The organism is Mycobacterium sp. 852013-51886_SCH5428379 (assembly GCF_001665575.1).
In the GTDB taxonomy this organism is placed as follows: domain Bacteria; phylum Actinomycetota; class Actinomycetes; order Mycobacteriales; family Mycobacteriaceae; genus Mycobacterium.
The window spans coordinates 303,320-317,810 of record NZ_LZSU01000019.1; the positions used below are offsets into that span (position 1 = coordinate 303,320).

The 14,491-nt window shown below is 68.7% G+C and carries 14 protein-coding genes; 2 read left to right on the forward strand and 12 right to left on the reverse strand.

Going from position 1 to position 14,491, the window contains the following annotated elements; genetic code table 11:
- Positions 1-143 precede the first annotated feature (143 nt).
- Genes A5757_RS08815 through A5757_RS08850 form a run of 8 tightly spaced genes read right to left on the reverse strand, consistent with a single transcriptional unit; the run spans position 144 to position 8,123 of the window.
- Positions 144-1,397, reverse strand: coding sequence for a PucR family transcriptional regulator (locus tag A5757_RS08815; RefSeq protein ID WP_066831516.1), 1,254 nt, complete (start codon positions 1,395-1,397; stop codon positions 144-146).
- Positions 1,398-1,428: 31 nt separating this feature from the next.
- The gene (locus A5757_RS08820; protein ID WP_066831524.1) at positions 1,429-2,373 is read right to left on the reverse strand and encodes a PDR/VanB family oxidoreductase; all 945 of its coding nucleotides are present in this window, start codon (positions 2,371-2,373) and stop codon (positions 1,429-1,431) included.
- Positions 2,370-3,416 carry an aromatic ring-hydroxylating dioxygenase subunit alpha gene (locus A5757_RS08825; protein ID WP_066831527.1) on the reverse strand — a complete coding sequence of 349 codons (1,047 nt, stop codon included), beginning with the start codon at positions 3,414-3,416 and terminating at the stop codon, positions 2,370-2,372. Before A5757_RS08825 ends, A5757_RS08820 begins: the two co-directional genes overlap by 4 nt.
- Positions 3,417-3,429: 13 nt before the next feature.
- Positions 3,430-4,317 (reverse strand): polysaccharide deacetylase, encoded by an 888-nt coding sequence (locus A5757_RS08830; protein WP_066831530.1) that lies wholly within the window; start codon positions 4,315-4,317, stop codon positions 3,430-3,432.
- Positions 4,314-5,276, reverse strand: coding sequence for an agmatinase (speB, locus tag A5757_RS08835; RefSeq protein ID WP_066831533.1), 963 nt, complete (start codon positions 5,274-5,276; stop codon positions 4,314-4,316). The genes A5757_RS08830 and speB overlap by 4 nt, the downstream gene beginning before the upstream one ends.
- An 11-nt stretch (positions 5,277-5,287) precedes the next feature.
- Positions 5,288-5,962 (reverse strand): SDR family NAD(P)-dependent oxidoreductase, encoded by a 675-nt coding sequence (locus A5757_RS08840; protein ID WP_066831536.1) that lies wholly within the window; start codon positions 5,960-5,962, stop codon positions 5,288-5,290.
- A 2-nt stretch (positions 5,963-5,964) separates the two neighbouring features.
- Entirely contained in the window at positions 5,965-6,660 is a 696-nt protein-coding gene (locus A5757_RS08845) for an SDR family NAD(P)-dependent oxidoreductase (RefSeq protein WP_066831539.1), read from the reverse strand.
- Positions 6,657-8,123, reverse strand: coding sequence for an APC family permease (locus A5757_RS08850; RefSeq protein WP_066831542.1), 1,467 nt, complete (start codon positions 8,121-8,123; stop codon positions 6,657-6,659). Before A5757_RS08850 ends, A5757_RS08845 begins: the two co-directional genes overlap by 4 nt.
- A gap of 214 nt (positions 8,124-8,337) precedes the next feature.
- On the opposite strand from A5757_RS08850, the gene A5757_RS08855 reads away from it, so the two are divergent.
- On the forward strand, positions 8,338-9,447 hold the full coding sequence (locus tag A5757_RS08855; protein ID WP_231983920.1) for a polyprenyl synthetase family protein: 1,110 nt from the start codon (positions 8,338-8,340) through the stop codon (positions 9,445-9,447).
- Positions 9,448-9,450: 3 nt separating this feature from the next.
- Here the strand turns inward: A5757_RS08855 and A5757_RS08860 are convergent, their stop codons facing one another.
- The gene (locus tag A5757_RS08860; protein ID WP_066831547.1) at positions 9,451-10,203 is read right to left on the reverse strand and encodes a YebC/PmpR family DNA-binding transcriptional regulator; all 753 of its coding nucleotides are present in this window, start codon (positions 10,201-10,203) and stop codon (positions 9,451-9,453) included.
- 126 nt (positions 10,204-10,329) lie between these two features.
- Between A5757_RS08860 and A5757_RS08865 the strand changes: the two genes are divergently transcribed.
- Positions 10,330-12,042 (forward strand): CocE/NonD family hydrolase, encoded by a 1,713-nt coding sequence (locus A5757_RS08865; protein WP_369815925.1) that lies wholly within the window; start codon positions 10,330-10,332, stop codon positions 12,040-12,042.
- Here A5757_RS08865 and pdxT read toward each other — a convergent pair.
- From pdxT to pdxS, 3 genes are read right to left on the reverse strand one after another with little or no spacing between them, the layout of a single operon-like run.
- Positions 12,039-12,623: a pyridoxal 5'-phosphate synthase glutaminase subunit PdxT gene (gene pdxT, locus A5757_RS08870; protein WP_066831553.1), complete on the reverse strand. Its 585-nt coding sequence runs from the start codon at positions 12,621-12,623 to the stop codon at positions 12,039-12,041. The two genes, A5757_RS08865 and pdxT, sit on opposite strands and share 4 nt — an antisense overlap.
- Positions 12,620-13,465, reverse strand: coding sequence for an acyl-CoA thioesterase II (gene tesB / locus A5757_RS08875; RefSeq protein WP_066831555.1), 846 nt, complete (start codon positions 13,463-13,465; stop codon positions 12,620-12,622). The genes pdxT and tesB overlap by 4 nt, the downstream gene beginning before the upstream one ends.
- A gap of 7 nt (positions 13,466-13,472) precedes the next feature.
- Positions 13,473-14,351 (reverse strand): pyridoxal 5'-phosphate synthase lyase subunit PdxS, encoded by an 879-nt coding sequence (pdxS, locus tag A5757_RS08880; RefSeq protein WP_281498527.1) that lies wholly within the window; start codon positions 14,349-14,351, stop codon positions 13,473-13,475.
- Positions 14,352-14,491 lie beyond the last annotated feature (140 nt).

Here is a 14,491-nt window from a genome sequence, read left to right on the forward strand (position 1 = left end):
CGGCTTCACAGCGAAAGACATAGAGAATCAAGGCTTTTCCTCACTGTGATCGGTGCCGGTGATTCACACCCTACCCAGCGCCCGGACGGTCTGCGCGCCAGTTGGAGAACCCCACAACCGGTTCGCGACCGCGGTGTGGCGACCTACAGGGCCGAGGGTGTCCCCGCGCCCGGCGCAGGGGGTCGAGTAGCCCGGCTCTGCGAACCAAAAGTGTTGTGCGGCCGGGGTTTCGCGTTGAGCGACGCGGCGTCGCCACGGGGTGCGGCGCCATCGCCCATGCCCATGTTGCGCGCGGCCCAGAGCGCGATGCGGAAGTTGATGCGGTCCGTCTCGACCAGCGGATTCGCCCCGGTCAGTTCGGCGATCTTCGCCAACCGGTTGCGCAGTGTGTTCACGTGGACGTAGAGCTGGTTGGCCGCCGCGGTGAGGTCGTTGGCGGGCGTCAGGAACGCCTCCAGCGAGGCCACCAGATAGGAGTTGTTGCCTTTGTCGTGGTCAACCAGCGGAACGAGCAGCCGGTGCACGAACGGCACCAGGCGAACCTTGGGGACCGCGGCCAGCAGACCGTCGAGGGTAGCGATCTCGTCGATATGCACCGTGCGCCGCCACCGGGTCGCCTCGTGCAGCGCCTCGAGGGCCTCGGGGATCGCATACGCCATCGACTGGGCGTCCGCACCGATCGCCACACCGCACACCAGATCCGAGGCCGCCAGTGCCGCGGTGAACTCCGCGCTGCGCGGACAGAGCGCGATGATGCAGTCGTCGAACAGCGCGACGGCGCCGTGGTGTCGGTCGACGAGTTCGTGGACGTCGACATGGGACTCCGCGGTGAATGCACACACCGAGACGGGCCCACCGGCCAATCCGCACCGGGCCAACGCGGATTCGACCGGGCCGACACCGAGGGTGCCGGCCACGAACCAGCGCAGCAGGGCACCGAGTTCCCGCTCCCACGTATCGGCCTCGCGGTCGGCCGCGCGCCGAGACTCCGCCCAGTCGATGATCCGGCGGAACGGCACGGCGGCGCGCTGGATCAGCAACGGCAGATCCAGCTCGCGACAGGCTGCCGGCAGGGCGGTCGGCACGTCGTCGAGGACGTCACCGAGCCCGACCAGCAGAGCGGTGACGCCGCGATCGGTCAGGGTGCCGACGTACCGGCGGATCGCCTCCTCGGACTGGTCGGCCACCGGCACCCCGACACTGAGGATCAGCTCCGCCCCCGACAGGTATGGCGACGGGTCGACCAGCTCGGTCGGATACACGTAGCGGATCAGCCGGTCGAGGTCGTCGGCGCAGGCGATGGCCTCGACGTGCAGATCCGGCTGGGACAGCAGGTCGCGCAGGCTGACGGTGCCGTCGTGGGGTGTTGTCACCGGGACCTCTGCCTGCACCGTCATGGCTGCGGAGTCTAGGGGGCTGATCTTGTGATCACAGATCGAGCGTCAGCCGGCTCCCCGGGCGGGCTCGGGACACGCAAATCATCATCGTGGCGTTCGTCTGGTGTTCGTCCTCGCTGAGCAATTCGTCGCGGTGTTCGACGTCACCGGCGAGCACCTTCGTTTCGCACGTGCCGCAGAACCCGGCGGCGCACGAATAGGCGACGTCCGGGGCCACCTCCAGAACGGCGTCGAGGACGCTCCGGTCGGCCGGCACCGTGAGCGTGACGCCGCTGCGCACCAACTCGACGTCGAATGCGCCGTCGGCGACCGCGGGCACCTCCCTGGCCGCCGCCGCGAACCGCTCCACGTGCAGGGACAGCTCGGGGTGCGCCGCGCACGCATCCTGGACGGCGGCGATCATCGCCGGCGGTCCACAGCAGTAGACCGCGGTGCCCGCCGGACAGTCGGCCAGCGCCGTGGCGATGTCGGGCAGACCTGCCTCGTCCTGCGCCACCACGGCGACGGCGTCGACGGTGCCGAGGCGGTCGACGAACGCCATCGCGGCCCGGCTGCGTCCGCCGTAGACCAGCCGCCACGGCGGGGCGACGCCCTGTCCATCCCGCAGCGCTTCGATCATCGCGAGTATCGGGGTGATCCCGATACCACCGGCCAGGAACAGGTAGCCCGGCGCCTCGGCGAGCGCGAAGTCGTTACGCGGCTCCCCCACGTCCAGCACCTCGCCGATGCGCAGCCGCTGGTGTATCTCCCGGGATCCACCCCGACCGTCGCCCACCAGGAAGACGGCGATCGTGTAGCTGTACGGATCCTCGGCCGGCCCGCACAGTGAGTATTGCCGCACCAGCCCCGACGGCAGCGTGACCGCGACGTGGGCGCCCGGCGTCCATGTCGGTAGGCGGTCACCGGCCGGGCTGCGCAGCACGACGCTGACGACGTCCTCGGCTTCCCAACGCAGTTGAGTGACGCGCAGTTTCACGCGTGGACGTGACCGTTGCCGACGGGCACCTCAGCGAGCCCGCGCGCCTGCTGGATGGTCTGCACGGCGTACTGCGTGGCCCGGCGATAGTTCAGCGTGTAGATGTCCGCCGGCGCCGAGACCTCGAAGGCCTGCCCTGCCAGCGGCACCTCCTTGGGCTCGAGGCCTTCGAGCACCGGGGTGTCCTCGTTGAACACCATGGTCTCGACGGCCAGGATCTCGTCGGCCGTGCCGCCCTTGAAGTCGCGGTCGGTGGCCACTCCCCAGAAGATGATGCACTTGTCGTAGCTCACCGGGGACGGGAAGTCGACGAGGTAGCGCTTACCGGTTTCGGGGCCGAAATCGTAGAGGATGGTGGCGATTCCGGGCGCATACGAGTGGTAGTGCATCCACGCGTCGCCGACCGCGGAGAACTCCGCGGAGGGGACCTGCTCGTAGTAGTAGGACGCCCACACCTCGCGGCCGTCCCGCTTGACCTCGAGGTCCGTCACCACGGGGTTGACCTCGCCCATCGACGGCTCGTGGACGAACGGGAAATGCGCCATGTCACGGAAGTTCTCGGTGGCCGCCATGAACCCGCAGTCCGCATGGATCGGTTCCGCCGAGCGCCAGTCCAGGTCGAGGTCGGCGATCTCCGGCGGGTCCGGCAGGTCGAACACCGGATCGCCCAGACAAGTCCACACGTGCCCGAACCGCTCGATCACGGGATAGGACTTGATCGCGGCCTTGGGCGGGATGCGGCCGTCGGCGGGTAGTGACGGGATGCGGGCGCACGCTCCGGTGCTGCCGTCGAACTGCCACCCGTGGTACGGGCATTGGATGTTGTCGCCCACTACTTTTCCGTCGGCGAGATTGGCGCCGCGGTGGATGCACCGCCGGTCGGTGACGCGCGCGGCGCCGGTCGAATCGCGGAAGACCACCAGGTTGGTGTCGAGCAGCGTGGCGGATTGCGGTGTCAGGATGTCCTGGGAGCGGGCGACGACGAACCACACGTGCTGGTAGGCCTCGCGCAGCTTCTCGGGGGTCAGGGCGTCACGGTTCATGGGTGTCTTCTCCTCAGGGTCGGGTTGGGACCGGAGTCGGTTCGGGACGGGTGAGGGTGCGCGGATCCAGCTGTTGGGCGCGGACATGCTCGGCGATCTCGGACATGCCGGCCACCCACACGTCGTCCATGGCGCACACCTCGCCGATGAACTCGCGCAGTGCGGCGGCCCGGCCGGGACGGCCGGACAGGAACGGATGGTTGGTCAGGACCCACGCACCGCCGACGTCGCGCATGGCGTCGAGCTCGCTGCGCCACAGTTCGATCGCCTTGGCCGGCGTCTCGATCAGGCCGGTCCCGGAGAAGTCGGGCACGAAGCAGTACTGCTGCCAGTCGTCGAGCGCCCAGCTCACCGGCAACTCGACCAGCGAGGTGTCACCGACGGCGAGTTCGTAGGGATGGTCGGAATCCATCAGCGTGGAGTCGTAGAGGAACCCGAACTCCGCCAACAACTTCGGTGTGTGCCAGTTCATCTCCCACATCGGGGCGCGGTAGCCGGTGGGCCGCACTCCGGCGATCTCGTCGAGCGCTTCCAGGCCTCGTTCGAGGATCGCCCGTTCGGTGGCCTCGTTGACCCCGACCAGCGATTCGTGCAGGTAACCGTGGTGGGCGATCTCGTGGCCGCCCGCGGCGATCGAGCGGACCGCGTCCGGGTGCCGGTGGGCGGTGTAGCCAGGGACGAAGAAGGTGCCCTGCACCTTGAACTCGTCGAGGATGCCGAGTAGTCGCGGCACGCCGACAAGGGGACCGTAGGCCTGGTGCGACATTGCACCCATCCGGTCGGCGAACGCGAGATCGGTGGTCAGCAGCGGGCACTCGGCGTCGACGTCGAAGGTGAATGCGACAGCGCAACGTTTGCCGTTCGGCCATGTCACCGGACCGGCGGGGGTGGGGGCGGTCATCGTTGTGCCTTTCTTCCGAAGACGGACAGGAATTCCCACGTCACGTTCGCCGCCGCGATGGCGGTGATCTCCGCATGGTCGTAGGCGGGAGAGACCTCGACGACGTCGACGGCGACCAGGTTCACACCGTCCAGGCCGCGCACCACCTCGAGCAGTTCGCGGCTCGACATGCCGCCCGCCTCGGGCGTGCCGGTGCCCGGTGCGTGTGCCGGGTCGAGAACGTCGATGTCGACCGAGACGTACACCGGTGCGTCGCCGACCCGCGCGCGGATCTTGTCGACGACGCCCTCGGCGCCGAGCTTGTCGATGTCCCGGCAGGTGACCACGGAGAACCCGAAGTTGGCGTCCTCGACGAGATCCTGTTTGTCGTAGATGGATCCGCGGACCCCGACGTGGACGTTGCGGTCGAGCAGCAGACCCTCTTCGAACGCTCGGCGGAACGGCGAGCCGTGGGTGATGTCGGCGCCGTAGTAGCGGTCCCAGGTGTCGAGGTGGGCGTCGAAGTGCACCAGCGCCATCGGACCGTGGACGCTGTGCGCGGCCCGCAGCGACGGCAGCGCCACGGAGTGGTCGCCGCCGAGGATCACCGCGCGCGTGCCGTCGCGCAGCAGATCGGTCAATTGCTCGGCGATCTGGTCGACCGCCTCGGTGATGTCGAACGGGTTGCACGCGAGGTCACCGGCGTCGGCGAACTGGCACACCTCGAACGGTTTGATGTCGAGTTCGGGGTTGTAGCCGCGGATCAGGCGGGAACCCTGCCGAATCGCGTTGGGGCCGAAGCGCGCTCCGGGTCGGTAGGTGACCGCGCTGTCGAAGGGGACGCCCACCACGACGACGTCGGCCCGCGGCACGTCCTCGAGTCGGGGCAGCCGGGCGAAGGTGGTCCACCCGGCGTACCGCGGTTGCACCTGCGGGTCGGCCGGGCCGACGATCGCGGGTCGGGGGTTCTGGTTGTTCATCGAATGCCTTTCTAAACCCGGTTCCGGGATAATCCGCCGTCGAGGTTGACGATCTGGCCGACGGCCGCGCCGAGTTCGCGCCTGCACAGCAGGCCGATGACGGCTGCCGCCTGCTCGACGGTGCCGATGCGACCCAGCGGCGGCGGTTGCGACGCGCCGCCGACGACGTCACACACCGACCATTCGGAGTCGATGCCGCCGATCGCGACGCCGTTGACCCCGATGCCGAACGCACCGAGATCTCGGGTCAGTGTCTTCGTCAGGGCGACGATGCCGCCCGCGGCCGCAGCGACCGCGGACAGCGAGTCTCCCCCGATGTGCCACCGCGAGGTGGTCAGCACCATCCGGCCTCCGGTGCCGGCGTCGCGCATGTGCGTGGCAACGGCCTGGGCGTAGAGGAAGCTGCCGGTGAGGGTTTCGTCGACGTGCTGCCAGAAGTCGGCCATCGGCTGGTCCGTGATCCGGGCGACCCGCGGCAGGCCGTGGGCGACGACCAGAGCGTCGATACCGCTCATCGTCTCCGCCGCGTCCGCGACAGCTGAACGTACGGCGTTTCCGTCGGTGTGATCGATGCTCGCGGTGGTGCCCTCGACGACGGCGCCCCGCTCGGCGAAATGGTCACGCACGGCGGCGCCCAGCCGGGTGTCGACGCCGGTGACGAGCACGCGACGCGGTTGTCCGCTCATCGTCAGATCACCGTTCCGCTGTTGACCGACAACACTTCTCCGCACAGGAAGAGATCCTCTTCGAGCAGCGCCGCAACCAGCTCGGCCACCTCGCGCGGCTGCGCGATGCGCCGCGCCGGCAGCCCGGCGGAGAACTCCTCGGCCCGCTCCCAGGAGTCGGGCGGTAGCAGTGGAGTGTCACACGGGCCGGGGGCGACCGCGTTGACCACGACACCGTCGGCGGCCACCTCGACGGCGATGCTGCGCAGCAGGCTCAGCGCCGCGGCCTTGGCGGCGGCGTAGTGCGCGTCGTTGCTGCCGCCGCCGATCGCGCGTTCCGAGGCGATCCCGACGATGCGCCCGGATCCCCGGCGCCGCATCTGTGGCAGCACCGCGCGACACACATGGGCCAGGCCGCCGACGTGCACACGCAGCATCCGCTCCCAGGCGGTCTGCGTGAGGTCGAGGGCGGGGACCTCCGCGTAGTGTCCGGCGCACACCACGGCCGCGTCGATACGACCGAACGTCTCTTCGATCTCGGCGATGGCGTCCTCGACCTCGCGCTCCTCGGCGACATCGGCGATCAGCCATTTGTCCATGGCGGGTGCGGGTTCCCGGGAGATCGACGCGACCTGCCAGCCGCCTGCTTGCAGCAGGTTGGCGATCTCCAGGCCGATCCCGCTGCCTGCGCCGGTGACCACCGCGACGGGGCCGGTCATACGAGCTCGGTTTCTGCCGGGCGCACGGGTTCGGTCGGCTCGTCGGGTTCGGCGGGACGGGTGCCGACCTTGCGGACTTTGATGATCACCGCACCGAGCGCGAGGATCGCGCCCATCGCGACGAAGAACGCCCAGTTCATGTACCAGGATTCGGACACCGTGCGCGGCCAGACGATGTTGACGAAGGAGAAGGCGACCCACAGCAGCGCCAGGACCGCCACCGGGGTGCCGAACCGGCCGAGGTTCCACGGTCCGGGAACCCACGTGCCGCGCACCCGGGCCACCAGCCCGGCCACCAGCGGGAAGAGGAACGCCATGTAGTAGCCGCCGGCGGTGAACGTCACGAGCACCGAGTAGACGTCGGTGGCCGAGATCAGGTAGACGAACGCCCCGATCACGGTGGTGACGAGGATCGCGTTGATCGGCTGGGCCTCGGCCTTGGACAGCTTGGCCAGCATCCGCGAGGCCGGCAGCACCCGGTCGCGGGCGAAGGACCAGATGACGCGGGACGCGGTGGCCTGCAGCGCCAGGAAGCTCGCGAGGAAGCCGATCACGAACAGGAACAGGATGGGCTTGACGGCCGATTCGCCCAGCGCGCTGCGCAACACGTAGGTCACCGGGTCGGCTTCTTCACCGGAGGTCACCCGGTCGAAGTCGGGCACCGCGAGAGTCACGGCCAGCGACGCGTAGGCGATCACCAGGGCGATGAATCCGACCGAGAACAACATCGCCCTGGGCACGCTGCGCTGTGGATCCTTGACCTCTTCGGCGATGGCGCCTGCGCTTTCGAAGCCGAGGATGGACCAGCCGGTGAACGCGAGGGCCGCCAGGAACGGCCCGGTCAGGTATGCCATCGACCATCCGCTGGTGAGGTCGATACCGTGCAGGATCGCACCGAAATCGTGGTGGCGGTGGAAGATCAGCAGGTAGGTGCTCAGGCCCACCGAGGCGATGATCTCGGCGAGGATGCTGCCGATCATCAGCGCCTTGAGGAACCCGCGGCCAAGGATGTTCGCGCCGGTGCCGGCCAGCAGGATCAGCAGTGCGACGACGCTCTGCTGTACGGCGGTGGGACTTTCGATCCCGACGAGTTGAGCCAGGAAGCCGGCGCCGCCGTAGGCGACGGTGGCCATGATGATGACCAGCGCCCACATGTGCACCCAGCCGGCCAGCCATCCGGCGACGTCGCCGGCCAGCCGCTTCGTCCACTGGTAGAGCGAACCTTCGAACGGCCACCGCGAGACGAGTTCACCGAAGGCCAGAGCCACGAGGCACTGCCCGATGCCCACGATGATGAAGGTCCACCAGAAGCCGGGGCCCGCCGTCGCGATCGACAGCCCGTAGATGCCATACATCGCGACGATCGGCGAGATGAACGCGAACGCGAACGCGAACGCCGACCACAGAGAGAACTCGCGCCGCAATTCTCTTGGCGCGGAATCTGTTTGCGCATCTGATGTCATCTGTTCTCCCTTTCACCGCCCTGCGGACACGCAAGTATGGGCACGTCGTACGGGGCTCGGCACGCCGGACAGCGATGTGGGTTGTGGGTGCACAATCACCGGGCGCGCGACTGTAGGGATCTACAGGGCCGCCGCGTCCGCTCCATGCGCGATGTGCCGCCGCGGCGTATCCCCCATACACTCGCGGCGCCGCCCAACGGAGAGTGAGGACGTCGTGCCGGACACCGACCAGACAGAATTCCTGTCGGCCCTCGAAGACCATCTGCACGCCGTCGTGGCCGACATGGTCGCCGAACCGCTGCGATCGATCGACGACAGCCTGGGCACCGTCGCCGGGCTCTGCCGGTCCGCGGTGCAGTCCGGCGGCAAACGCCTGCGGCCTCGCTTCGCCTATTGGGCGTGGCGGGTGGGCGCACCGGCGGATGCGACGCCGCAGCCCCTGATCCGGCTCGCCGCCGCGCTGGAACTGCTGCACGCGGCGATCCTGGTCCACGACGACGTGATCGACAGTTCCGAGGTGCGCCGCGGGCAGCCGTCGGTGCGGGCGGCCCTGGCGGCCGGCCACCGCAACGACGCCGGATGGGGCGACGCGACCGAGTACGGCGACAATATGGCTTTGCTCGTCGGGGATCTGCTGTGGTCGGCAGCCCACGACACGTTCGACGACGCGCTGGCGGGCCTGGCGGACGAGACCGCCCGCCGCACCGCGCGCACGTTCCGCACCATGCGGGTCGAGGTGCTCGCCGGTCAGCTACTCGAGCTGCGGGCACAGGCAAGTCGCGACTATCGCCCCGAGACGGCCGAGAAGATCCTGCGGTACAAGACCAGCGCCTACACCGTCGAACGACCCGTGGAGCTGGGGCTGACACTCACCGGGCAGGCGTCCACCGAGACGGCCGCCACCCTGCGCGCGTACGCCGGGGCCGTCGGCCAGGCGTTCCAGTTGCGCGATGACCTCGCCGATCTGTTCGGCACGACCAAGACCAGCGGAAAACGGACCGGCGACGACATCCGGGCCGGTAAACCCACCGAACTGCTGGGTGCTGCTTACGACTTGGCCGACGATCTGGACCGCAGCCTGCTGGCCACCATCGTCGGCGACCCGACGGCCGATCAGGCGTCGATCGCGGAGGTGCAGTCGGTGGTGCTGCAGTGCGGAGCCGCCGACCGCGTCGGCCGCCGCGTCGCGACTCTGGTCGCCACGGCCCGCCGGGCGATCACCGACCTGTCGGCTTCGGCGGACGAAGCCGCACTGGCCGGGCTCACCGACATGCTCACCGAGTGCACCGAACTGTCGTTCCTGCCGTCCGAGCCGACGCTGTAGCTGCTACTCCTCGATCTGCGCGAGGATCTCGTCGGGGATGTCGACGTTGGTGTAGACGTCCTGCACGTCGTCGCTGTCCTCGAGTGCGTCGACCAGCTTCATGACCTTGCGGGCGCCCTCGGCGTCCACCGGCACGGTGACCGACGGCTGGAAGCTCGCCTCGGCGGAGTCGTAGTCGATGCCCGCGTCCTGCAGCGCCTTGCGGACGGCGACCAGGTCCGTGGGTTCGGAGATGATCTCGAAGCTGTCGCCGAGATCGTTGACGTCCTCGGCGCCGGCCTCCAGCACGGCGGTGAGCACGTCATCCTCGGTCAGATCGTTCTTCTCGAGGGTCACCACGCCCTTACGGGTGAACAGGTACGCCACCGAACCCGGATCGGCCATGTTGCCGCCGTTGCGGGTCATCGCCACCCGGACCTCACCGGCGGCACGGTTGCGGTTGTCGGTGAGGCACTCGACGAGGATCGCGACCCCGTTGGGGCCGTAACCCTCGTAGGTGATCGTCTGCCAGTCGGCGCCACCTGCCTCTTCACCGGCGCCGCGTTTACGGGCGCGCTCGATGTTGTCGTTCGGGACCGAGTTCTTCTTGGCCTTCTGGATGGCGTCGTAGAGCGTCGGGTTGCCGCCGGGATCCCCGCCACCGGTTCGGGCAGCAACCTCGATGTTCTTGATCAGCTTGGCGAAGTTCTTGCCCCTGCGGGCGTCGATGACCGCCTTCTTGTGCTTCGTGGTCGCCCACTTGGAATGGCCGCTCATCCGGTGGTGAACCTCTTTCTCGTCGTCATTCGCCTGTCGAGTCTACGGGCAGCCGCCATACCGCAGCGAAGTCGGCGCGGCAGATCGGGCGCAATGTCGTCGACGTTTCACCGTAGCGTGCAACCGGTGCACTCCCTCAACGGACCACAGACCACCGGCCGCTCCTACCGCCACCTCAGCGAACCGCGCCACACCGTCGTGCACGAGGTCAACGTCACCGTGCCGATGCGCGACGGCGTCACGTTGCTCGCCGACGTCCATCGCCCCCGCGGCGACGGCCGTCATCCCGCGCTGATCGCGGCGTCGCCCTACCCGCGGCAGATCCAGGACCTGGGCGCGCCCGCGGGGTTCATCGAGGCCGGGGTGACCGACTTCTGGGTGCCGCGCGGCTACGTCCACGTCATCGCCAACGTGCGCGGGACCGGCGGATCGGGCGGCCGGTTCGGCTTCTTCGACGCCCAGGAGCGCCGGGACATGCACGACCTGGTCGAGTGGGCCGCCACGCAGCCGTGGTGCGACGGCACCGTCGGGATGATCGGCATCAGCTACTTCGCGATGGCTCAACTCGAGGCGGCGGTGGAGCGGCCACCGCACCTCAAGGCGATCTTTCCGGTCGCGGTGACCGCCGACCTCTACGAGGCCGCCAACCATCACGGCCTGATGAGCTCGTCGTTCGTCACGCCGTTCCTGTCGATGATCGGCCTGACCTCGGAGCGCAGCGATGCGCTGTGGCGCGGGCCTGTCGTCGGTCTGCTCCGGCGCATCCTGCACACCCCGCCGCTGCACCGGAAGTTCGCAACCATGAACGGCGAGTCGGCCGTGACCATGATGCGTCAGCTGCTCAAGCTGCCGCACGACCCGCATCCGTGGGACGAGCTGTGGCACGCCATGGCCGTCGACCATCAGTTCCGCGACGAGTGGTGGGATGAGCGCAACCTGCTCCCCCTGCTCGACCGGGTCGACATCCCGGTGTACCTGGGTTGTGACTGGGAGAACGTGCCGCTGCACCTGCCGTCGACGTTCAAGGCGTGGGATGCCTTGAGGCACAACGATCATGTCCGGATGGGTCTGCTCGGCCGTTACGGGATGACCTGGCCGTGGGAGAGCCTGCACACCGAGGCGCTGGCGTGGTTCGACCACTGGCTCAAGGGCCGAGACACCGGCATCCTCGACGGGCCACCCATCCGCTACGTGCTCCCGGGCGAGGAGGGTTGGCACAGCGCGGATTCGTGGCCACCAGCGGGCAGCGTCCACCGCCGCCTGGCCCTGCGCGCCGACGGTGCCCTGGCCGACGACGAGGGCGAACCGGGCGCACGGGAGCTACTGGTCCTCGGCGCCGGGCTGAACCGCGCGAAGGCCAGCCCGATCGACCCACCGAGCCAGCTGGCGTGGACGACCGAGGTGTTGACCGAGGCCGTCGACATGGTCGGTGACGTCGAACTTCGGCTGGTGGCGTCGGCGACGGCCCTGGACACCGCGTGGATCGTGACACTGCAGGACGTCGCGCCGGACGGGACGGTCGAGGACGTGACGGCGGGATGGTTGCGGGCCAGCCTGCGGGCGGTCGACGAGTCCGCCAGCCGCGACGGCGCGCCCGTCCTACCGTGCCGCACCCCGCAGGGGGTGCCGGTCGGCGAAGCGGTGGAGTACCGGATTCCGTTGGTGCCCAACGCCCGACGCTTCGGCGTCGGCCACCGCATCCGGCTGGTACTCACCAGTGACGATCAGGATCCGGCCACGCCGTCGATCATGAACTTCCGGCACGGGGCGGTCGGCACCAGCAGTCGCAACACCGTCCACTCGTCGTCGCGGCTGCTGCTGCCGGTGATATCGCGTTAGGAGACCATGTCCACGAACAGCCGGTGCACCCGTCGGTCGCCGGTCATCTCGGGGTGGAACGACGTGGCAAGCATCCGGCCCTGCCGGACGGCGACGATGTGGTCGCCCGCGCGGCCGAGCACCTCGACATCCGGGCCGACGCGCTCGACCCACGGTGCGCGGATGAACACCGCGTGCACGGGGCCGTCGAGTCCCTGGAACGGGATGTCTCCTTCGAAGGAGTCGACCTGACGTCCGAAAGCGTTGCGCCGCACCGTCATATCGATACCCCGCAACGGGGTGGCCTCGCGGCCCTCTGCGCCGGCGTCGAGGATCTCGCTGGCCAGCAGGATCATGCCGGCACACGATCCGTAGGCCGGCATCCCGTCGGCCAGTCGTTCCCGCAACGGCTCGAGCAGATCGAACTCCCGCAGCAGATGGCTCATCGCCGTCGACTCGCCGCCCGGGATCACCAGCGCGTCGACCGCGTCGAGTTCGGCGCGCCGACGCACGGTGGCCGCGTCGGCCCCGGCCTCCGACAGTGCGGCGAGGTGTTCGCGGGTGTCACCCTGCAGTGCCAGCACCCCGATGCGGACGCTCACGCCCGGCCCGGGGTGAAGTCGCGCGGATACCGGGTCAGCCCCTCCTGCATCACCGCCGCGACCATCTCGCCGTACTGGTTGAACAGCTTGCCCTGGGTCAACGCCCGGCCGCCGCACGCCGACGGCGAGGACTGGTCGTAGAGCAGCCACTCGTCGGCGCGGAACGGCCGCATGAACCACATCGCGTGGTCGAGCGACGCGATGTTGAGGTGCTTGCGTTCTTCGGGGTGGTTGACCTGCGCCGAGCCGAGCAGCGTGAGGTCACTGAGGTAGGCCAGCGCGCAGATGTGCAGGACCGGGTCGTCGGGCAGCGGGTCATGGTGACGGAACCAGACCTGCTGCTGAGACGCTTTGCCCGGCAACAGATTCACCTGTTCGCGCGGCACGATGCGCACGTCCCATTCGGCGAACTGGGCGAACCCGGCGTCGTCGAAGACCTTCCCGGAGCGGAAGCTCGGCAGATCGTCCGGGGGCGGCGCGGTCGGCATGGCGTCCTGGTGCTCGATGCCGCTCTGATCGGTCTGGAACGACGCCGACATCGAGAAGATGGTCTCGCCGTGCTGGATCGCGCTCACCCGGCGCGTGCAGAACGAGCCGCCGTCGCGGATCCGTTCGACGATGTACACCGAGGGCGCGCGGGCGTCGCCGGGCCGTAGGAAGTATCCGTGCAGCGAGTGGACGAGGAATTTGGGGTCGACCGTGCGCACGGCCGACACCAGCGACTGGCCCGCCACGTGACCGCCGAAGGTCCGCTGCAGAAATCCGGATTCGGGGCTGAACACCGCCCCGCGGTAGATGTTGTACTCGAGTTGCTCGAGGTCGAGGATCTGCTCGATCGCCACGTGCGGATTACCAGCCGCGTTCGGCGAGCCGGTGCGGCTGGGCGATGTCCTCCACGTTGATACCAACCATCGCCTCACCCAGCCCGCGCGACACCTTGGCCAGCACGTCGGGATCGTCGTAGAAGGTGGTGGCCTTGACGATCGCCGCGGCGCGCTCGGCGGGGTTACCGGACTTGAAGATGCCCGATCCGACGAACACGCCCTCGGCGCCGAGCTGCATCATCATCGCCGCGTCGGCCGGGGTGGCGATACCGCCAGCGGTGAAGAGCGTGACGGGAAGTTTGCCCGCCCGCGCCACCTCGGCCACCAGATCGTAGGGCGCCTGCAGCTCCTTGGCCGCCACGAACAATTCGTCTTCGCTCAACGACGTCAGCCGGCGGATCTCGCCACCGATCTTGCGCATGTGGGTGGTGGCGTTGGAGACGTCACCGGTGCCGGCCTCACCCTTGGAGCGGATCATCGCCGCCCCCTCGGTGATTCGGCGCAGCGCCTCACCGAGGTTGGTGGCCCCGCACACGAACGGCACGGTGAAGCGCCACTTGTCGATGTGGTTGGTGTAGTCGGCGGGGGTGAGCACCTCGGACTCGTCGACGTAGTCGACCCCGAGGCTCTGCAGGATCTGCGCCTCGACGAAGTGGCCGATGCGTGCCTTGGCCATCACCGGGATGGTGACGGCGTCGATGATGCCCTCGATCATGTCGGGGTCGCTCATCCGGGAGACCCCGCCTTGGGCGCGGATGTCGGCGGGCACCCGTTCGAGCGCCATCACCGCCACCGCGCCGGCGGCCTCGGCGATACGGGCCTGCTCAGGGGTGACGACGTCCATGATCACGCCACCTTTGAGCATCTCGGCCATCCCGCGCTTGACGCGCGCCGTGCCGGTCAGGCTGGACGCTCCGTTGTGCTGTGCGCCGTTAGCTGCGGTTTCCACTACTATCTCCTCCGAATCGCTACTGATCCAGTGTAGTGAGGCCGCCAAATCCGACGAATTCGTTTTTCGCAGGAGCGACCCGACCACCGGTGACC